At 72.1% G+C, this 20,296-nt stretch carries 17 protein-coding genes; 12 read left to right on the forward strand and 5 right to left on the reverse strand.

Annotated features, from left to right (window positions below; genetic code table 11):
- The first annotated feature begins 45 nt into the window (after nucleotides 1-45).
- Together SACTE_RS24080 and SACTE_RS24085 are read left to right on the forward strand one after the other, a co-directional pair.
- Nucleotides 46-1,485 carry a gamma-aminobutyraldehyde dehydrogenase gene (locus SACTE_RS24080; protein WP_014048622.1) on the forward strand — a complete coding sequence of 480 codons (1,440 nt, stop codon included), beginning with the start codon at nucleotides 46-48 and terminating at the stop codon, nucleotides 1,483-1,485.
- Nucleotides 1,486-1,587: 102 nt separating this feature from the next.
- Entirely contained in the window at nucleotides 1,588-2,091 is a 504-nt protein-coding gene (locus tag SACTE_RS24085; protein ID WP_014048623.1) for a hypothetical protein, read from the forward strand.
- Between the two features lie 129 nt (nucleotides 2,092-2,220).
- Here SACTE_RS24085 and SACTE_RS24090 read toward each other — a convergent pair whose 3' ends face one another.
- Nucleotides 2,221-2,925: a glycerophosphodiester phosphodiesterase gene (locus SACTE_RS24090; RefSeq protein WP_014048624.1), complete on the reverse strand. Its 705-nt coding sequence runs from the start codon at nucleotides 2,923-2,925 to the stop codon at nucleotides 2,221-2,223.
- A 21-nt stretch (nucleotides 2,926-2,946) separates the two neighbouring features.
- The gene (locus SACTE_RS24095) at nucleotides 2,947-3,981 is read right to left on the reverse strand and encodes an adenosine deaminase (protein WP_014048625.1); all 1,035 of its coding nucleotides are present in this window, start codon (nucleotides 3,979-3,981) and stop codon (nucleotides 2,947-2,949) included.
- 119 nt (nucleotides 3,982-4,100) lie between these two features.
- Here SACTE_RS24095 and SACTE_RS24100 point away from each other — a divergent pair, with 119 nt between their 5' ends.
- Entirely contained in the window at nucleotides 4,101-4,853 is a 753-nt protein-coding gene (locus SACTE_RS24100; RefSeq protein WP_014048626.1) for a DUF4190 domain-containing protein, read from the forward strand.
- Here the strand turns inward: SACTE_RS24100 and SACTE_RS24105 are convergent.
- Complete coding sequence (locus SACTE_RS24105) at nucleotides 4,768-5,400, reverse strand: NADAR family protein (RefSeq protein ID WP_014048627.1); 633 nt, start codon at nucleotides 5,398-5,400, stop codon at nucleotides 4,768-4,770. The genes SACTE_RS24100 and SACTE_RS24105 overlap by 86 nt on opposite strands.
- 215 nt (nucleotides 5,401-5,615) lie before the next feature.
- On the opposite strand from SACTE_RS24105, the gene SACTE_RS24110 reads away from it, so the two are divergent.
- The 8 genes from SACTE_RS24110 to SACTE_RS24145 all read left to right on the forward strand — a co-directional run bounded on the left by SACTE_RS24110 (nucleotide 5,616) and on the right by SACTE_RS24145 (nucleotide 15,324).
- Nucleotides 5,616-7,130: a gamma-aminobutyraldehyde dehydrogenase gene (locus SACTE_RS24110; protein ID WP_014048628.1), complete on the forward strand. Its 1,515-nt coding sequence runs from the start codon at nucleotides 5,616-5,618 to the stop codon at nucleotides 7,128-7,130.
- Between the two features lie 43 nt (nucleotides 7,131-7,173).
- Nucleotides 7,174-8,424 (forward strand): spermidine/putrescine ABC transporter substrate-binding protein, encoded by a 1,251-nt coding sequence (locus tag SACTE_RS24115; protein WP_014048629.1) that lies wholly within the window; start codon nucleotides 7,174-7,176, stop codon nucleotides 8,422-8,424.
- A gap of 49 nt (nucleotides 8,425-8,473) precedes the next feature.
- On the forward strand, nucleotides 8,474-9,625 hold the full coding sequence (locus SACTE_RS24120; protein WP_014048630.1) for an ABC transporter ATP-binding protein: 1,152 nt from the start codon (nucleotides 8,474-8,476) through the stop codon (nucleotides 9,623-9,625).
- Nucleotides 9,622-10,560 (forward strand): ABC transporter permease, encoded by a 939-nt coding sequence (locus SACTE_RS24125; RefSeq protein WP_014048631.1) that lies wholly within the window; start codon nucleotides 9,622-9,624, stop codon nucleotides 10,558-10,560. Before SACTE_RS24120 ends, SACTE_RS24125 begins: the two co-directional genes overlap by 4 nt.
- Nucleotides 10,560-11,363, forward strand: a complete 804-nt coding sequence (locus tag SACTE_RS24130) for an ABC transporter permease (RefSeq protein ID WP_014048632.1) — start codon at nucleotides 10,560-10,562, stop codon at nucleotides 11,361-11,363. Before SACTE_RS24125 ends, SACTE_RS24130 begins: the two co-directional genes overlap by 1 nt.
- 21 nt (nucleotides 11,364-11,384) lie before the next feature.
- Nucleotides 11,385-12,800, forward strand: a complete 1,416-nt coding sequence (locus SACTE_RS24135; RefSeq protein WP_014048633.1) for an FAD-dependent oxidoreductase — start codon at nucleotides 11,385-11,387, stop codon at nucleotides 12,798-12,800.
- A gap of 137 nt (nucleotides 12,801-12,937) precedes the next feature.
- Nucleotides 12,938-13,408, forward strand: a complete 471-nt coding sequence (locus SACTE_RS24140; RefSeq protein ID WP_014048634.1) for a hypothetical protein — start codon at nucleotides 12,938-12,940, stop codon at nucleotides 13,406-13,408.
- An 86-nt stretch (nucleotides 13,409-13,494) separates the two neighbouring features.
- Nucleotides 13,495-15,324 (forward strand): glycoside hydrolase family 18 protein, encoded by a 1,830-nt coding sequence (locus SACTE_RS24145; RefSeq protein WP_014048635.1) that lies wholly within the window; start codon nucleotides 13,495-13,497, stop codon nucleotides 15,322-15,324.
- On the opposite strand, the gene SACTE_RS24150 is transcribed toward SACTE_RS24145, so the two are convergent.
- The gene (locus SACTE_RS24150; RefSeq protein WP_176724294.1) at nucleotides 15,275-16,093 is read right to left on the reverse strand and encodes a phosphatase PAP2 family protein; all 819 of its coding nucleotides are present in this window, start codon (nucleotides 16,091-16,093) and stop codon (nucleotides 15,275-15,277) included. The genes SACTE_RS24145 and SACTE_RS24150 overlap by 50 nt on opposite strands.
- A 150-nt stretch (nucleotides 16,094-16,243) precedes the next feature.
- Nucleotides 16,244-17,584, reverse strand: coding sequence for a 4-aminobutyrate--2-oxoglutarate transaminase (gene gabT, locus SACTE_RS24155; RefSeq protein ID WP_014048637.1), 1,341 nt, complete (start codon nucleotides 17,582-17,584; stop codon nucleotides 16,244-16,246).
- A gap of 241 nt (nucleotides 17,585-17,825) precedes the next feature.
- Here gabT and SACTE_RS24160 point away from each other — a divergent pair, with 241 nt between their 5' ends.
- Nucleotides 17,826-20,225 (forward strand): hypothetical protein, encoded by a 2,400-nt coding sequence (locus SACTE_RS24160; RefSeq protein WP_014048638.1) that lies wholly within the window; start codon nucleotides 17,826-17,828, stop codon nucleotides 20,223-20,225.
- The last annotated feature ends 71 nt before the right edge of the window (nucleotides 20,226-20,296 follow it).

Genomic DNA, 20,296 nt, shown 5'->3' on the forward strand with positions numbered 1-20,296 from the left:
AGGGTGGGTGTCTCACCCATCGGACAGCCGACAGGAGGGGTGGTCGTGACCACCGAGGTGCGCCGTCTGCGCAACTACATCAACGGAGAGTTCCGGGACGCCGCGGACGGGCGGACCACCGACGTGGTCAACCCGGTGACGGAGGAGGTCTACGCGACCGCGCCGCTCTCCGGCCAGGCCGACGTCGACGCCGCCATGGAGGCCGCCGCCGCGGCCTTTCCCGCCTGGCGCGACGTGACGCCCGCCGAGCGCCAGAAGGCGCTGCTGAAGATCGCCGACGCCTTCGAGGAGCGGGCGGAGGACCTCATCGCCGCGGAGTCGGAGAACACCGGCAAGCCGCTGGGGCTCACCCGCACCGAAGAGATCCCGCCGATGGTCGACCAGATCCGCTTCTTCGCCGGGGCGGCCCGGATGCTCGAAGGCCGTTCGGCCGGGGAGTACATGGAGGGGCTGACCTCGATCGTCCGCCGCGAACCGGTGGGCGTCTGCGCGCAGGTCGCCCCGTGGAACTACCCGATGATGATGGCCGTGTGGAAGTTCGCCCCGGCGCTGGCCGCGGGCAACACCGTCGTCATCAAGCCGTCCGACACCACACCGGCGTCGACCGTGCTGATCGCCGAGATCATCGGGCAGATCCTGCCCAAGGGCGTCTTCAACGTCCTGTGCGGTGACCGTGACACCGGCCGCGCCATGGTGGAGCACCCGACCCCGGCGATGGCCTCCATCACCGGCTCGGTCCGGGCCGGCATGCAGGTCGCCGAGTCGGCGGCCAAGGACCTCAAGCGCGTCCACCTGGAGCTCGGCGGCAAGGCCCCGGTCGTCGTGTTCGAGGACGTCGACATCGCCAAGGCCGTCGCCGGCATCTCGGAGGCGGGCTTCTTCAACGCCGGCCAGGACTGTACGGCGGCGACCCGCGTCCTGGTCCACGAGTCCGTCCACGACGAGTTCGTCACCGCGCTCGCCAAGGCGGCGGCCGACACGAAGACGGGCCGGCCGGACGACGAGGACGTGCTCTACGGCCCGCTGAACAACGCGAACCAGCTGGCGCAGGTCAGCGGCTTCATCGAGCGGCTCCCCGCGCACGCCAGGGTCGAGGCCGGCGGCCATCGGGTCGGCGACAAGGGCTACTTCTACGCCCCCACCGTGGTCTCCGGGCTCAAGCAGGACGACGAGATCGTCCAGCACGAGGTCTTCGGGCCCGTCATCACCGTCCAGTCCTTCACGGACGAGGCCCAGGCCCTGGAGTACGCCAACGGCGTGGAGTACGCCCTGGCCTCCTCGGTGTGGACCAAGGACCACTCCCGCGCGATGCGCATGTCCCGGAGCCTGGACTTCGGCTGCGTGTGGATCAACACCCACATCCCGCTCGTCGCCGAGATGCCGCACGGCGGATTCAAGAAGTCCGGTTACGGCAAGGACCTCTCGTCCTACGGCTTCGAGGACTACACCCGCGTCAAGCACGTCATGACGTCGCTCGACGGCTGACCGGGCCGTCCGCTCTCCCACGGCCCCGGGCAGCCGCCCGGGGCCGTTCGCGTACCCCGACCCGCTTTTTGAACGTGTTCATGGCGGGCGTACGCTGCGGGCATGAGCGAGCGAGCCCTCTTGCGGCGCATACGCGTGTGGTTGGTCGTCTTCATCGTCTGCCTGGTGCTGAGCGGTCTGACCGCCTTCCCCCTGGTGCACGAACTCCGCCTGGTCGAGAACCTGTTGACGTCCTCGGCCTCTCCCGTCCCCGAGCACTTCCCCGCCCTGGCGGAGTGGATCACCCGGGTCCGGACGGGCCTGGACGAGGCCGACGCGCGCCATCCCTTCGTCCTCTACGGCACCGACTGGCTGGCCTTCGCCCACCTGGTCATCGCGGTCGCCTTCTACGGCCCCTACCGCGACCCCGTCCGCAACATCTGGGTCGTCCAGTTCGGCATGATCGCCTGTGCCGGGATCGTCCCGCTCGCCCTGATCTGCGGCCCGATCCGGGACATCCCCTTCTGGTGGACCGTCATCGACATGTCGTTCGGGGTGTTCGGCGTCGTCCCGCTGCTCATCGTGTACCGGATGATCAGGCGGCTGGAGGCGGCACGGGAAACGTGAGCCTCCATCCCGCCGACGGGGCGCCGAAGGCCGCCACCGCGATGTCCGTCGCGGTCGTTTCGCCTCCTGGCCCCTTCGCGTCGGAGGAGCCGGTGCCGTACGCGAGCGTCCACCGTCCGTGGCGTGCCGTCAGGGCGCCTCGTACCCGGGGGAGTCGGCCAGCAGGGCGCGGAGGGCGTCGATGCGGTTGGTGGTGATCGAGTCGACGCCGTACCCGGTCAGCCGGCGCATCGTGCGCCGGGTGTCGGCCGTCCAGACGGAGACCAGCATCCCGTCCGCGTGGATCCGGGCGGCCAGTTCGCGGCTCATCAGCCCGAAACGGTAGTTCAGCCAGCGCGGCCGGACCGCGTCGAGCAGGACCGGGCGCGGCGGGGCCAGAGTCGTCCACGTCAGCGCGATCTCGGCGGACGGATCGGCGGCACGCACCCGCAGCATCGCGGAGGTGTCCGCGCAGTAGTAGACGCGCCCGGCCGCCCCGCACTCGCCGACCACCCCCACGATCCGCCGCACCGAGGCGTCGGTGGAACCCGGCAGGTCGATCATGAGCCGTCGGGACCCGGCCGCGGCGATCGCCTCCCGCAGCGTCGGGACGCCGCCGCCGGTCCGCCCGGTCAGCTCCCGGTGATCGAGCCGGTCGACCCGGACGTCGTGTCCCCACAGACGCTCCAGCGTGGAGTCGTGGAGCAGGACGGGCACCCCGTCGCGGGTGACACGGACGTCGATCTCGACCGCGTCCGCCCCCCGCTCGACGGCTGACCGGATCGAAGGGAGGGTGTTCTCACGGGCGCGGTAGGGATCGCCGCGGTGAGCCACGGCGGTGACGGTGCTGACCATGGGCCCATTGTGACGCGCCGCTCACCGCCCGGGAGCCTCCAGCCAGTTCGTCGTGTACGTGTCGATCTCGGCGACCAGCGCCCGCTTGCCCGCCGGGTCGAGGAACGAGGCCTCCACGGCGTTCGTGGCCAGCGCGGCCAGTCCCCGCTCGTCCAGCTCCAGCAGCCGGGCGGCCACCGCGTACTCGTTGTTCAGGTCCGTGCCGAACATGGGCGGGTCGTCGCTGTTGATCGTCACCGGTACACCGGCCCGCACCATCTCCTTCACCGGGTGCCGGTCCAGGTCCGCGACCGCCCGGGTCGCGACGTTCGACGTCGGGCAGACCTCCAGGGCGATGCGGTGCTCGGCGAGGTGGGCCAGCAGCTTCGGGTCCTGGGCCGAACTGGTGCCGTGCCCGATGCGCTCCGCGCGCAGATGCGTGAGCGCGTCCCAGACGGTCTGCGGTCCGGTGGTCTCCCCGGCGTGCGGGACGGAGTGCAGGCCCTCGGCGATCGCCCGGTCGAAGTACGGCTTGAACTGGGGGCGGTCGACCCCGATCTCCGGGCCGCCGAGGCCGAAGGAGACGAGCCCCTCGGGCCGCAGGTCCACCGCGAGCCGGGTGGTCTCCTCCGCGGCCTCAAGCCCGGCCTCGCCCGGGATGTCGAAGCACCAGCGCAACACGACGCCCAGCTCGGCCTCGGCGGCCTTGCGGGCGTCCTCGATCGCCTCCATGAATCCCTGCTCCGGGATGCCGCGCCGGGTCGAGCTGAACGGGGTGACCGTCAGCTCCGCGTACCTGATGTTCTGCCGCGCCATGTCCCGGGCGATCTCGAACGTCAGCAGCCGGACGTCCTCCGGGGTGCGGATCAGGTCCACCACCGACAGGTACACGTCGATGAAGTGCCCGAAGTCGGTGAACGTGAAGAAGTCCACCAGCGCCTCCGGGTCCGTGGGAACCTTGGAGTCGGGGTGGCGGGCCGCCAGTTCGGCCACGATGCGGGGCGACGCGGAGCCGACGTGGTGGACGTGGAGCTCGGCCTTGGGCAGCCCCGCGATGAAGGGGTGCGGATCGTTCATCGGAATCTCCCGGATTCAAGGTTCTGGGCCGGGCTCACCGGCCGCACCGATCATCGTAGGCGGGGCCTGCGGGCCGGATGCCGGGCCGTAGCATGGCGGGACCACGATGGGGGAGGCCCATGTCAGACAACGCACAGCAGCCCGGGGGCGGACCCGCGCCGCACGATCCGTGGGCACCGCCGGAGAGCAGGGTGGAGCTCGGCAAGCAGACCGGTGGCGCCCGCCCGCCGGGCGTGCACGACCAGCCGACGGTCGCGTCCATGCCGAACGCGGAACCGGGCACCGGGCCGATACCCGGGCCTCCGGCCGGAGGCTTCGGACCGCCCCAGGGCGGTGACGTGCCGCCGCCGCCCCTCGCGCCGAACGGACCGGGGCGCCCCGAGGGGCAGTACGGCTACCCGGCCGCGCCCCCGGCCCCCGCCGCACCGTACGCGGGGTATCCGGGATACCCCGGCTACGCGGGCCAGCCGGGCTGGGGACCGGCACCCGCGAACGGACTCGGCATCGCGGCGATGGTGCTCGGCATCATCGCGGTCGTCGGTTTCTGCATGTGGGGAATCGGCATCATCCTGGGCATCCTCGCCCTGGTCTTCGGCATCATCGGACAGGGCCGTGCCAAGCGCGGCGAGGCGAACAACGGCGGCATGGCGCTCGCCGGAATCGTCCTCGGCTCGATCGCGATCCTGGTCGGCGCCGTCTTCCTCGGATTCCTGATCTGGTCCGTCGGCAACAGCTCGTCGGACATCGAGGAGTACGACTACGACGAGCCGTACGCCACCTCGCTGGTCATCGGCGCCGAACGCCAGGCCGGGGCCCCGGAGTCACGTCCGGCTCCCTCGGGGCAAACGACGGGTCCTCACGGACACGCCTGAGGGCTGTCCCGTCCGGATCGAGCTGGGCTCGCGCCTCCATGAGCGCGAAGCCCAGCAGATTCAGACCCCGCCAGGAAGCCGGGTCCGCCGCCCGCGGATCGTCCTTGGCGAGCCCGATGCCCCAGATCCGGTCCATCGGGCTCGCCTCGACCAGCACCCGCCCGCCGGTGCCCAGCAAGTAGCGCTTCAGCGCCGGATCCTGGCCGAACTTGTGCACACCGCCCGCCACCACCAGGGCGAACCGCTCCCGGGCCCAGGCCTCCTCCTCGAAGCCCCGGACCAGCCTGCCCACCTTCTTCGCCGCCGCCGGACTGCCCGCCGCCACGGCCCGCGCCTCCGCCTCCGCGTCGCCGAACAGCCGCGCCTTGCCGGCCATCATCCAGTGCTCCGCCGACGCGTACGTCACACCGTCGACCGTGAACGGCGCCGGCCACCACTGACTGAGGCAGCTCTCGCCGATCCGCCCGTCCGCACGGGGCCGATGGCCCCAGAACGTCAGGTACTTCACCCGCTCACCCCGTGCCGACCGCGCCCGCAGGTCGTCCATGTACCGCTGCTCCATGGCAGCGGAGTCTGGCACCCGTCACCGAGGGCGGGTGCGGCATTTTCGGGGTCTCCGTGCCGCACGCCGACAGATTCCGTCGCGTAACCAAATGGCAACAACGGAATCACTTGTTGGCGACTGGTGCCTCTGTCAGGATCAGCAGTCAATTCGGGAAGAAGCTACGCCGCCCGGCCACGGGAACGGCACAGGAGAACGTCATGGGCAACGGCTTCCAGGTGGCGGACCGCTTCGCGGAAGGCGCGCAGTACATCGAAGGGCGGCTGCGCCCCGGTACGTCGCGGGACCGTCAGGACGTGGTGGACCCCGCGACCGGCGAGCGGGTCCACCGCTACGCGCCCGCCGGCCCCGACGACGTCGACGCGGCGGTCGCGGCCGCCGGGGCGGCCTACCCGGGCTGGTCGGGCGCCACGCCCGCCGAACGGTCGGAGGTACTGCACCGACTCGCCGCCGTACTCGGCGCGCGGGCCGCCGACTTCGCGTACGCCGAGTCCCTCCAGTGCGGCAAACCCCTCAAGCTCTCCACCGAGTTCGACGTGCCCGGCACCGTCGACAACGCGTCCTTCTTCGCCGGTGCGGCGCGCCACCTCGAAGGGAGGGCGGCCGCCGAGTACAGCGCGGACCACACCTCCTACGTGCGACGGGAGCCCCTGGGGGTCGTCGGGTCGATCGCACCGTGGAACTACCCGCTCCAGATGGCGGCCTGGAAGATCCTCCCAGCGGTCGCGGCGGGCAACACCGTCGTGCTCAAGCCCGCCGAGATCACGCCGCTGACCTCGCTGATGTTCGCCCAGGCGGCCACCGAGGCCGGGATCCCGGACGGCGTGATCAACATCGTCCCCGGCACGGGTCCGGATGCCGGGGAGCACCTGGTCGGCCACCCCGGGGTCGTGATGACCTCCTTCACCGGTTCCACCGCCGTCGGCAGGAGGGTCGCGGCCCTGGCCGCCTCCACCGGCAAGCGGCTGCACCTGGAGCTGGGCGGCAAGGCACCCTTCCTGGTGTTCGACGACGCCGACCTCGACGCCGCGGTCAACGGGGCGGTCGCCGCGGCGCTCGTCAACACCGGCCAGGACTGCACGGCCGCCACCCGCGCCTACGTCCAGCGGCCCCTGTACGACGCGTTCGTGAGCGGGGTGGCCGCCCTGATGGAGAGCGTCCGGCTCGGCGACCCCTTCGACCCCTCGACCGACCTCGGCCCGCTCGTCAGCCACCGGCAGCGCGACCGGGTCGCCGGATTCGTCGAACGGGCCCGGGCCCACGCCACCGTCGTCACCGGCGGCGAGGCCCCCGGCGGCGACCTGGCCGCCGGCGCCTACTACCGCCCGACGCTGATCACCGGGGCCGCCCAGGACAGCGAGGTCGTCCGCTCGGAGGTCTTCGGCCCGGTCCTCGTCGCCCTGCCCTTCGACACCGACGACGAGGGCCTCCGCCTCGCCGACGACACCCCGTACGGACTCGCCGCCTCCGCCTGGACCCGCGACCTGTACCGGGCCAACCGCGCCACCCGGGAGATCCGGGCGGGCTGCGTGTGGATCAACGACCACATCCCGATCGTCAGCGAGATGCCGCACGGCGGATACCGGGCCAGCGGCTTCGGCAAGGACATGTCGTCGTACTCCTTCGAGGAGTACACGCAGGTCAAGCACGTCATGTACGACAACACCGCGGTTGCCCGGAAGGACTGGCACCGCACCGTCTTCGGGGACCGATGACACCGCCGACCGGCGGCCGCACCCATCCGGAAGGGCAACGCGTATGCAGGAGTACGAGGCCGAGCGCCTCTCCGCGCCGCAACTGGCCGCGATGCGGCGCAGCCTGACAGGCGGCCGGGGCGCCCTCACCCGCCGCTCGCTTCTGAGGGCGTCCGGAGCGTGCGCGCTCGCGCTCGGCGGCCTCGGCGCACTGAGCGCCTGCGGCATCCCGCCCGCCGCGCGGGAGGGCGACGGCGCGGCCGCCTCCGACGACCACTCGGCCCGCGAGAAGCGCGTCACCTTCTCCAACTGGACCGAGTACATGGACGTCGGCGAGGACGAGAGGACCCGCCCGACGCTTCAGGCGTTCACCGAACGCACCGGGATCACGGTCAAGTACACCGAGGACATCAACGACAACGTCGAGTTCTTCGGGAAGATCAAGCCGCAGCTCGCCGCCGGCCAGGACACCGGCCGCGACCTGATCGTCGTCACGGACTGGCTCGCCGCACGCGTCATCCGGCTCGGCTGGGCCCAGAGGCTCGACCCGGCCAACCTGCCGCACGCCTTCGCCAACCTCTCCGCCCAGTTCCGCAGCCCCGACTGGGATCCCGGACGCGCCCACTCCTACCCCTGGACCGGCATCCCCGCGGTCATCGCCTACAACGCGAAGGCCACCGGCGGCCGCACCGTCGACTCCGTCACCCAGCTGCTCGACGACCCCCGGCTCAAGGGCCGGGTCTCCTTCCTCTCCGAGATGCGCGACTCCGTGGGCCTGACCCTCCTCGACATGGGCAAGGACCCGGCCTCCTTCACCGACGCCGACTACGACGCGGCGATCGGCCGGCTCCGGGAGGGCGTCGAGAGGAAGCAGATACGCCGCTTCACCGGCAACGACTACACCGCGGACCTCAGCAAGGGCGACATCGCGGCCTGCGTCGCCTGGGCGGGGGACATCATCCAGCTCCAGGCCGACAACCCGGACATCAGGTACGCGATCCCGGCCGCCGGATACGTCACCTCCACCGACAACCTGCTGGTCCCCGCCCGGGCGCGGCACAAGACCAACGCCGAGAAGCTCATCGACTACTACTACGAGCCCCCGGTCGCCGCCCGGCTCGCCGCGTACATCAACTACGTCTGCCCGGTCGACGGGGTGGCGGCCGAACTCGCGAAGACCGACCCGGCGACGGCCTCCAACACGCTGATCCTGCCGGACAGGCCGATGGCGGCGAAGTCGCACTCCTTCCGCTCCCTGGGCCCTCAGGAGGAGACGGCGTACGAGGAGAAGTTCGCCGCGCTCATCGGCGCCTGACCGGCCCGCCCCTCCCCGAGCTCCCCCGACACCCCTGGGACCGCGACCCATGACACAGCAGCAGACGACGGGCGGCGACGTCCGGCTCACCGGCATCAGCAAGGCCTACGGCTCCTTCACCGCCGTGCACCCGCTCGACCTGACCGTCCCGCAGGGCTCCTTCTTCGCCCTGCTCGGCGCGTCCGGCTGCGGGAAGACCACCACCCTGCGGATGATCGCCGGCCTGGAGGAGGCGTCCACCGGCACCGTCTCGCTCGGCGGCACGGACATCACGGCCCTGCCCCCGCACAAGCGGCCGGTCAACACCGTCTTCCAGAGCTACGCGCTCTTCCCCCACCTCGACGTCACCGAGAACATCGCGTTCGGACTGCGCCGGCGCCGGGTCACCTCGGTGCGCGAACGGGTCGCGGAGATGCTGGAGCTCGTCCAGCTCGGCGACTTCGCCCGCCGCAGGCCGCACCAGCTCTCCGGCGGACAGCAGCAGCGCGTCGCCGTGGCCCGCGCCCTCATCAACCACCCCCAGGTACTGCTGCTCGACGAACCGCTCGGCGCCCTTGACCTGAAACTGCGGCGCCGGATGCAGCTCGAACTCAAACGCATCCAGACCGAGGTCGGCATCACCTTCGTCCACGTCACCCACGACCAGGAGGAGGCCATGACCATGGCCGACACGGTCGCCGTGATGAACGCGGGCCGGGTCGAACAGCTCGGTTCCCCCGCCGACCTGTACGAGAACCCCCGCACCACCTTCGTGGCGAACTTCCTCGGCACCTCCAACCTCATCGAGGCCGAGATCGTGTCCGCGGGCACGGACGTCGTCGTCTCGGCGGGCGGCGGGACGCTCCGGCTGCCCGGCAGCCGCTGTCCGGCCCCGACACCACCCGGCGGCCGGCTCCTCGTCGGCATACGGCCCGAGAAGATATCCCTCGCCCCGGCCACCGACGCGGAGCCGGCGGCGGACGGCCGCAACCGCGTCACCGGGCGGATCACCGAGTCCAGCTTCATCGGCGTCAGCACCCAGTACGTCGTCGAGAGCCCCGCGGGCAAGGCCCTCCAGGTCTACGAACAGAACGTCGAGCACCGCCGGGGGCTCGCCCCGGGAAGCGAGGTCGTCCTGCACTGGGACCCCGCCCACACCTTCGCGCTCGACGCCACCCAGGACATGGACGCCGGCGTGCAGAGCGTCGAGGACGCGGCGTGAGTGCCACCGACACGCCACCGGCGCCGCCCGCCGAGGAAGCGGCCCCCGCGCGGCCCGTCCGCGGGCGGTCCCTCCGCAAGCGGCTCGTCCCCTACTGGCTGCTGCTCCCCGGCATCCTGTGGCTGCTCGTCTTCTTCGCGCTGCCGATGGTCTACCAGGCGTCGACCTCCGTACAGACCGGTTCCCTGGAGCAGGGGTTCCGGGTCACCTGGCACTTTCGTACGTACGCCGACGCCTTCGCCGACTACTACCCGCAGTTCGTCCGGTCCCTGCTGTACGCGGGCACCGCCACGCTCCTGTGCCTGCTGCTCGGCTACCCGCTCGCCTATCTGATCGCCTTCAGGGCCGGCCGGTGGCGCAACCTGCTGCTCGTGCTGGTCATCGCGCCCTTCTTCACCAGCTTCCTGATCCGCACGCTCGCCTGGAAGACGATCCTCGCCGACGGCGGCGCGGTGGTGGACGCGCTGGAAGGCCTGCACGTGCTGGACGTCACCAGCCGGCTCGGCTGGACCGAGGACAACCGGATCCTGGCCACCCCGATGGCCGTCGTCTGCGGACTGACCTACAACTTCCTGCCGTTCATGATCCTGCCGCTCTACACCTCGCTGGACCGGATCGACCCCCGGCTGCACGAGGCGGCGGGCGACCTGTACGCCACCCCGGCCGCCACCTTCCGCACGGTCACGCTCCCGCTGTCCATGCCCGGGGTCGTCGCCGGCACCCTCCTGACGTTCATCCCGGCCAGCGGGGACTACGTCAACGCCGAGCTCCTCGGCTCCACGGACACCAAGATGGTCGGCAGCGTCATCCAGTCCCAGTTCCTGCGGGTCCTGGACTACCCCACGGCGGCCGCCCTCTCCTTCATCCTCATGGCGGTCGTCCTGCTGGTCGTCACCGTCTACATCCGCCGCTCCGGGACGGAGGACCTGCTCTGATGCGCCTGCTCCGATCGCTGCGGCGGAACCTGGTCGTGATCGCCGGACTGCTGACCCTGGCCTGTCTGGTGCTGCCCAACCTCGTCGTGACGGTGTTCTCCTTCAACCGGCCGAACGGGCGCTTCAACTACGCCTGGCAGCGGTTCTCGCTGGATGCCTGGAAGGACCCCTGCGGGGTCGCCGACCTCTGCGGCTCGCTCTCCCTCTCCCTGCGGATCGCCGCACTCGCGACCCTCGGGGCGACCGTGCTCGGCACGATGATCGCCTTCGCGCTGGTCCGCTACCGCTTCCGGGCACGCGGCGCGGTCAACTCGCTGATCTTCCTGCCGATGGCCATGCCCGAGGTCGTGATGGCCGCGTCCCTGCTCACGCTCTTCCTCAACATGGGGGCCGAGCTCGGCTTCCTCACCGTGCTGATCGCGCACATCATGTTCTGCCTCAGCTTCGTGGTCACGGCCGTGAAGGCGCGCGTGCTGTCGATGGACCCCCGGCTGGAGGAGGCCGCCCGCGACCTCTACGCGGGCCCCGCGCAGACCTTCCTCAGGGTGACGCTGCCGATCGCGGCGCCGGGCATCGCGGCCGGGGCGCTGCTCGCCTTCGCCCTCTCCTTCGACGATTTCATCATCACCAATTTCAACGCCGGGTCCACCGTGACGTTCCCGATGTTCGTCTGGGGATCGGCCCAGCGCGGAACACCCGTGCAGATCAACGTCATCGGGACGGCCATGTTCGTCATCGCCGTGGCCGTGGTCCTCGTGGGACAACTGGTGGCCGGCCGGAGAAGGAACAACACGCGGAAATAGACCCCCAAGGAGCTGGAATCCATGGCCATCGACGCCATGCGCCACGCGGCGGCATCCCTTTCCGGGGCGCGCCCCCGGTCCTACTGGCTCGACGACCCGGCCGAGCCGGAGCCGCGTCCCGCGCTCACGGGCGACGAGGTCTGCGACCTCCTCGTGGTCGGCGGCGGCTACAGCGGGCTGTGGACCGCGCTGCTCGCCAAGGAACGGGACCCCCGACGCGAGGTGGTCCTCATCGAGGGGCGCGAGGTGGGATGGGCCGCCTCGGGCCGCAACGGAGGGTTCTGCGCCGCCTCACTGACCCACGGGACGGCCAACGGCCTCGACCGCTGGCCCGAGGAGATCGCGAAGCTGGAGCAGCTGGGCGCGCGGAATCTGGACGCCATCGAGGAAGCCGTCACCCGCTACGGCATCGACTGCGACTTCGAGCGCACCGGCGAGATCGACGTGGCCACCCGGCCCCACGAGCTCTCCGGCCTGCGCGACTGGCACCGCCGCACCGGAGAACTGGGCCTCGACCGCCCCGAGTTCCTGGACCAGGAGCGGATGCGGGCCGAGGTCGACTCGCCGGCCTTCCTGGGCGGCCTGTGGGACCGGCGCGGCGTCGCCCTGCTCCACCCCGCGAAGCTCGCCTGGGGGCTCAAGCGCGCCTGCCTCCGCCTCGGCGTACGCGTGTACGAACACACCCCGGGGCTGGCGCTCGCCCGGTCCGGGGCGGGTGTGGCGGTACGCACCCCGTACGGCAGGGTCTTCGCGCGGCGCGCGGCCCTCGCGACGAACGTCTTCCCGTCCCTCGTCAGACGGCTGCGCCCGTACACCGTCCCGGTGTACGACTACGCGCTGATGACCGAGCCGCTGAGCGCGGACCGGCTGGCCTCGATCGGCTGGAAGAACCGGCAGGGACTCGGCGACAGCGCCCACCGGTTCCACTATTTCCGGCTGTCCGCGGACAACCGGATCCTGTGGGGCGGATTTGACGCCGTCTATCCCTTCGGTGGCCGTCTGCATTCCGCCCTGGACCGGCGTCCGGAGACGTTCCTCACGCTCGCCGGGCATTTCTTCGCGTATTTCCCGCAGCTCTCCGGGGTGCGTTTCACCCATGCCTGGGGCGGGGCCATCGACACCTGTTCGCGTTTCTCCGCCTTCTTCACGACGGCCTACGGAGGACGGGTCGCGCACGCGGCCGGATACACCGGGCTGGGTGTCGGAGCCACCCGCTTCGGGGCCGAGGTGATGCTCGACCTGCTGGCCGGTGACCGCACGGAGCGCACCGGGCTCCGGATGGTCCGCTCCAAGCCGCTGCCCTTTCCGCCCGAGCCGTTCGCCTGGGCGGGGATCGGGCTCACCAAGAGATCGCTCGCCCGCGCGGACGACCGCGGCGGCCACCGCGACCTGTGGCTGCGAACGACGGACCGGCTGGGGTTCGGCTTCGACAGCTGACCGGGGACGCCGCACCACGTGATCCACCTCACGGCATCCACCGGTCCGACCCGCGTCATGATCCGGCTCCACCGCGCTCTCTTCCCCGTACGCACCGGCGGGACCCCGTCGGTGCCCACGGGAAGAGGGAGGCACTCATGGACGGCACGGGGGCGAAGGCCGCGATCGAATGGCTCGTGTCGGTGGCGCCGGATCCGGCGGCCTGCAGGCGGGAATGGGAGCGCGATCCGCTGGGAATCGCGCTGCTCCCCGCCGGTCGGCGCTGGGACGTGCTCGCCGTCCCGGCCGGGCTGGGATACCCGACGTTCGACGTCCTCACCCGTCTCGTCCGCCGGCCCGGGCCGGTCCTCGCCGGTTTCGGGGACGCCCGGATCGGCTTCTTCGTGCCCCCGGGCACGGCGTCGGGCTGGCTGGGGACCGGGGTGCGGGGGATCGGCCGGGACAGCTGGATCGCCGTGCCCCGCCCGGGCCGTACGTCCGCCGCCGCGCGGTGGCTGATCCCGCCGGACGGGTCGGGGATGCTCGTCGACCCCGTCCTGCTGGAGCTCGCGCTGCACGAGGCCGCCGCCGCGCGGGGGGCCCACGGCGGAGCGGACCGGGACGGGTGAGGCGGTGTCAGAGGTCTTGACAACCCGATTGGTCTGGACCATGTTGTGCGCGGCCGCACTAAATTCCCCCCAGCACGGAGGCTGTTGTGGAACGCACCGGACCACCCGCCCGTTTTACCGGACTTCTGGCTGTCTGTTCGGCGGCCCTGCTGGCCGCCGCCGGCCTGGTCGCCTCGGCACCGGACGCCACCGCCGCCGACGCCGACCTGGCCCGCAACGGCGGCTTCGAGGCGGGCCTGGACGGCTGGACCTGCTCGGGCGGCAGCGGGGCCGCCGTCAGCACGCCCGTGCACAGCGGGACCAAGGCGCTGAAGGCGACCCCGGCCGGCAGCGACAACGCCAGGTGCTCCCAGACGGTGACGGTCCGGCCCGACTCCACGTACACGCTCCAGGCGTGGGTGCGGGGCGACTACGTCTATCTCGGGGCGTCCGGCACCGGCACCACGGACGTCTCCACCTGGACCCAGTCCGCCGGCGCGTACACCCAGCTCGGCACGGTCTTCAAGACCGGCTCGGCGACCACCTCGGTGACCGTCTACACCCACGGCTGGTACGGCACGTCCGCCTACTACGCCGACGACCTCACCCTGGTCGGCCCCGGCGGGGCCCCCGCCACCGTGCCCGCCGCCCCCGCCGGTCTGCGGGCCGGGACGGCCACCTCCACCTCGGTCCCGCTGAGCTGGAACGCGTCCGCCGGAGCCACCGGCTACCAGGTCTACCGCGACGGTACGAGGGTCCAGTCGGTCACCGGCACCTCGGCGACCGTGACGGGGCTGACCGCGTCGACCGCGTACAGCTTCCAGGTCAGCGCGGTCAACGCCGCCGGTGAGTCCGCGAAGTCGGCGGCCGTGAGCGCCACCACCACCTCCGGCGGCGGCCAGGAGGGCGGCGGCGGTGACCTGCCGGCCCACGCCCTTGTCGGTTATCTGCACTCCAGCTTCGCCAACGGCTCCGGCTACACCCGGATGGCCGACGTCCCCGACTCGTGGGACGTCATCAACCTCGCCTTCGGGGAGCCGACCTCCGTCACCTCCGGCGACATCCGCTTCTCGCTCTGCCCGGTCGCCGAGTGCCCGGGAGTGGAGAGCGAGGCGGAGTTCAAGGCGGCGATCAAGGCCAAGCAGGCGGCCGGCAAGAAGGTCCTGATCTCCATCGGGGGCCAGAACGGCCAGGTGCAGCTCAACTCGACGGCGGCCCGGGACACCTTCGTCTCCTCGGTGTCCAAGATCATCGACACCTACGGACTCGACGGCCTGGACATCGACTTCGAGGGCCACTCGCTCTCGCTGAACACCGGTGACACCGACTTCCGCAGCCCGACCACCCCCGTCATCGTCAACCTCATCTCGGCGGTGAAGACGCTCAAGGCCAAGTACGGCGACGACTTCGTCCTCACCATGGCGCCCGAGACCTTCTTCGTGCAGCTCGGTTACCAGTACTACGGCTCCGGCCCCTGGGGCGGCCAGGACCCGCGCGCCGGCGCCTACCTGCCCGTCATCCACGCCCTGCGCGACGACCTCACCCTGCTGCACGTCCAGGACTACAACTCGGGCTCCATCATGGGACTGGACAACCAGTACCACTCGATGGGCGGCGCCGACTTCCACATCGCCATGACCGACATGCTGCTCACCGGCTTCCCCGTGGCGGGCGACCGGACCAAGGTCTTCCCGGCCCTGCGGCCCGAGCAGGTCGCCATCGGCCTCCCGGCGTCCACCCAGGCGGGCAACGGCCACACCTCCCCGGCGGAGGTCACCAAGGCGCTCAACTGCCTGACCAGGAAGACCGACTGCGGCTCGTACCAGACCCACGGCACCTGGTCCGGGCTGCGCGGGCTGATGACCTGGTCCATCAACTGGGACCGCTTCAACAACTGGGAGTTCTCGAAGAACTTCGACGCCTACTTCGGGAACTGACCTCTCCGAGGACGAGCAGCACCGCACCCGCCAGGCACCAGCTGGCCAGCACGTCCAGCGGCCAGTGGTAGCCGCGCAGCACCAGACCGATGCTCGTCGCCGCCGTCAGCAGGACGGCGGCGACGAGCATCATCCATGAGCGCCGCACGTACGGAGCGAGCAGCACGGCCGCCGCGCCGTACGCCACGGCGGCGGTGGCCGTATGGCCCGAGGGGTAGTAGCCGGTCGCCTCGGTCAGCGGCCCCTGGCGGTCGGTCCACAGCTTGAGCGGGACGACGAGCACGGGGACCGCCACCATGGCCAGAGCCGCGTACACCGCCTCCCGGCGGTCCCGGCGCAGCCAGGCCACGAGGGCGGCGCACGCCAGGGCGGGGACGGCGACCTCCATGTTGCCGAGATCCGCGAAGAGGTCGGACAGCGCGCGAGGCCCCCGCCCGGCCAGGGCCAGGCCGAGCCGTTCGTCGGGCCCCAGCAGCGGCCCGACGGCCACGACCTGCCAGGTGACCAGCGCGAAGACGGCCAGCAGCGCGGCCACCCGGGAAAGGAGAAGGACCGGCCACCGGGGAACTGGGGGGAGTGTTCCGGGGTGGCCGGTCGGATCGGTGTGCCGCGCGCCCCGGGGGGTGTGGGGCGGGCGGCCGTCCGATCGGTGAGGAGTTCCGGAGCGCGATGCTCCAGTGGTGTGCGCGGAGGCACTACCGGGACGGTGCTGGGGGAGCCCCGGCCCGGCATCACCCGCAGTTCCCTGCGGGCGGGGTGTTTCTCTCATCTGTGGAAACCGTACGTCAGGGGAGGGTGGGCCGACAGGGGCCACGGTATCCCGCCATGGCCCCCGCACACCTTCTTCACAGGCCCTCACGCGCGGGTGGGTCAATGCGGCGGAAATCGCCGCGCCGCCCCCGGGCCGGATCCGTACGCGTCAGAGCGTGGCGAACGCCCGTTCGAGAATGTCGAGGCCCTCGTTCAGCAGGTCCTCGCCGATGACCAGCGGCGGCAGGAAGCGCAGGACGTTGCCGTACGTCCCGCAGGTCAGCACCAGCAGCCCCTCGGCGTGGCAGGCCTTGGCCAGGGCCGCGGTGGCGGCCGCGTCGGGGTCCTTCGTGCCGGGCTTCACCAGCTCGATGGCGATCATCGCGCCACGGCCGCGGACGTCCCCGATGACCCCGCCGTTCGGGAGCTTCGCCCGCATCTCCTCCAGGCGGCCCTTCATGACCTCCTCGATGCGCCGGGCCCTCGCGTTGAGGTCCAGCTCACGCATCGTCTCGATGGCCCCGAGCGCACCCGCGCACGCCACGGGGTTGCCGCCGTAGGTGCCGCCCAGGCCGCCGGAGTGCGCCGCGTCCATGATCTCGGCGCGGCCGGTCACCGCGGAGAGCGGCAGCCCGCCCGCGATGCCCTTGGCCGTGGTGATCAGGTCGGGGACGATGCCCTCGTCCTCGCACGCGAACCACTGGCCGGTGCGGCAGAAGCCGGACTGGATCTCGTCCGCGACGAAGACGATGCCGTTGTCCTTCGCGAACCGGGCGATCGCCGGGAGGAAGCCCTTCGCCGGCTCGATGAAGCCGCCCTCGCCGAGGACCGGCTCGATGATGATCGCGGCGACGTTCTCCGCGCCGATCTGCTTGGTGATCTCGTCGATCGCCTGCGCGGACGCCTCCGCACCGGCGTTCTCCGGACCGGTCGGCCAGCGGTAGCCGTATGCCACCGGCACGCGGTACACCTCGGGCGCGAACGGGCCGAAGCCCTGCTTGTACGGCATGTTCTTCGAGGTCAGAGCCATCGTGAGATTGGTCCGGCCGTGGTAGCCGTGGTCGAAGACGACCACCGCGGTGCGCTTGGTGTAGGCGCGCGCGATCTTCACCGCGTTCTCGACGGCCTCGGCGCCCGAGTTGAACAGCGCGGACTTCTTGGCGTGGTCGCCCGGGGTCAGCTCGGCGAGCCGTTCGCAGACCTCCACGTACCCCTCGTACGGGGTGACCATGAAACAGGTGTGGGTGAAGTCGGCCAGCTGCGCCGACGCCCGGCGCACGACCGCCTCGGCGGAGGCGCCCACGGACGTCACGGCGATGCCGGAACCGAAGTCGATCAGCCGGTTGCCGTCCACGTCCTCGATGATCCCGCCGCCGGCCCGGGCGGTGAACACCGGCAGCGTGGAACCCACGCCGGCGGCGACCGCCGCCGTACGGCGGGCCTGCAGCTCCACCGACTTCGGGCCGGGAATGGCGGTGAGGACGCGGCGCTCCTGCGGGATGTCGGACATGCGGGGCTCCTGGGGGTTTCCGGACGCTTCTCCCTGCAGGCTAGGGGTGGGGGAGGGCGGCGGTCATGCTCCGCCGCGGAGTGGTGGTGGCGCGGGCTTGTCCGCTGCGGACAGGTGGCCGGGCGGGGTGCGGCGGGCCGGGGCACCGCGCCCATCCGGCGACATTGCTGAACTCCCCGTGCCCTGGCACTAGATTGGCCGTGCACAAGGCGGGACCTGGCTGGTCAGGGGGCGGCGGTTCATGGACACCGAAGGCACGTACGACGCACGGGGCACCGGCGCGGGCCGGGTGCCCCGCCCGGCGGGACCACCCCCCGCCGCCCCGCCGTCCCAGGCACCGCCCCCGCACGCCCCGCCGCCGTACGCGCCGCCCCCTCCCGGCCACGCCCCGGCCGCCACCCCCCGGCCCCCGCTGGAGGAGTGGCTGCGTACCCCGCGGCCCCGCCGGGAACCCGGCGTCTGGCGGTACGGCCACACACCGCGCCCGCCCGAGAGGCCCGAGGGCGTGCCGGACCGTTCCCTGCTGGTCGGCGCGCTGATCTCCGTCCTGTGCGCACTGCTCCTGTGGTCGCTGTGGCGCAACGGCTACATCCCCTACCGGCTGGTGCCCCTGAAGCTCTTCACCCCGGGCGACTGGTGGTACGCGGGCACGTTCGGCGGCCCGAGGACCATCGAAGGGGCCGACGCGCTCACGGTCTACGAGGCCGTCCTCTTCGGCCTCCTCGTCTACGGCTGCCTGCGCCTGGGGAACTGGGCGGAGCTCTTCCGCCGCCACGTCGCCGGACGGGGGCAGCCCTTCCTCGCCCTGGCGAGCGCAGCCGCGGCGGCGCTCGCGCAGCTCCTGGTCTGGAAGGACGCCGTGCCGGTCGTCCGACCGGTGCTGATTCTCGTCGCCTCCGTCTTCGGCGGTGAGATCTACCAGAGCCAGAACGTGGTCAACGTGATCTACGCCCTCATCACCCTCGGCGTGCTGTGGCCGTTCGCCCGCCTCGGCCGCTGGCGCGCCCTGCTCGCCGAGCGCCGTGGGGCGCGGTCCGCCGTCCCCGGCGCACCGGCCGCGACCCCGGACGCCCCGACCCCCGACCAGTGGCCGGAACTGCGCGCGGCCGGCCGGACCGACGCCGCCCAGGCATTGGCCGCCGAGGTGCGCACCGGCCGGATGAACGACGTCGACGTCGCCCGTCTGCGTCACGCGTGGGCGGTGGGCCGGTCCCACCCCGAACGGCTCGCCGCACTCGACGAGGCCGTCCTGCGCGGCGGCGCCGCCGCCGCGCTGCACCCGTCGGGCGCCCGCGACCTGCCCGCTCGCACCGCCCGCCACGACCTGCTCACCGGCCAGGTCCGCATCGGCAGCTTCGCGGACGACCCGCACAACCCGTACGCCCGCCGGGGCTCCGGCGCCGCCCTGGAACCCGCGCTGCTCGGCACCTCACTGCTCGCGGTCGGCCCGCCGGGATCCGGGAAGACCGCACGTCTGGTCCGCCCGGTCGTCGAGTCGCTCGCCCTCCAGGCGCTCGCCGGACAGGCGGCCGTCCTCGCGGTCGGCGGCGCCGGGGAACCCCTCGGCCCCGACGAGTCCTACGACGTCGTCGTACGGATCGGTGACCCCGCCTCCGCGCACGACTTCGACCTGTACGGCGGCACCACCGACCCCGACGAGGCGGCGGGCGTGCTCGCGGAAGGACTCGTCGGCGACGTGCCCGGCCTGGACAGCCGCCGCGCCGCCACCGTGCTCGCCCAGCTCCTCGGCCCCTACCGCACCGTCCACGGCCACTTCCCGGGCGTACCGGTCCTCCGGGAGCTCCTGGACGGCGACGGGGCGGCGGTCGAGGCGCTGCGCGAGGCGCTCGGCTCGGGCGGCCACACCGCCATGCTGCGCGAGCTGGACGCGCGTACCCGGCAGCGGGGCGGCTCGCAGGACCCGGGCCCGGTCCTCGCCGACCGGATCGCGCTCCTCGACCGGCCCGCGTTCGCCCCGTTCTTCGCCACCGGACCCGATGCCCGGCCCTTCTCCCTGCGGTCGCTGGAACACCTCCCCCTGAGGGTCAGGATCGATCTTCCGGAGCGGGCGCACGCCGAGGCGTCCCGGCTGCTCACCCGGCTCGTACTCGCCCAGTTCACCGCCGTCGCCGCCGCCCGCACCGACCGGTCGCTCTTCGTCTGCCTGGTGCTCGACGACGCCACCCAGGCCGTCACCACCGAGACCGTGCGGGGTGTCCGTCGGCTGCGGTCGGCCAACGCGGGGGCCGTACTCACCCTGCGCACCCTCGACGACGTCCCCGAGCACCTGCACACCGCGCTGCTCGGCGGGGTCGGCTGTTGCATGGCCTTCTGCGGGGTCACCACCTGGGACGGCAAGCGGTTCGCGGACGTCTGGGGAAAGGAATGGGTGGAGACCCGGGAGGTCGCCCAGCACGCGGTCTTCGCCGACCAGCCCTTCACCCGCGCCCTGCACGGCCTGCGCAAGCTGGTCACGGGCAAGGCCGTCACCCGGGACGCCGTCACCGTCCGCCGGGTGGAACGCGAGCGCTGGTCCGCCTCCGCGCTCGCCTACGAGCTGCCCGCCGGCCACGCCGTCCTGTCCCTGACCACGGTGGACGGCCAACACGCCCCGCCGCTCCTGGTGAAGCTGGACGGCTGATCCCGCGCCGCGCCCCACCCGGGACCCGGGCGGGGCGCGGGGCCGGTTACGCGGATTGCGCCGCCCTGGCA

Origin of the sequence: Streptomyces sp. SirexAA-E (assembly GCF_000177195.2) — a bacterium.
Lineage (GTDB): Bacteria > Actinomycetota > Actinomycetes > Streptomycetales > Streptomycetaceae > Streptomyces > Streptomyces flavovirens.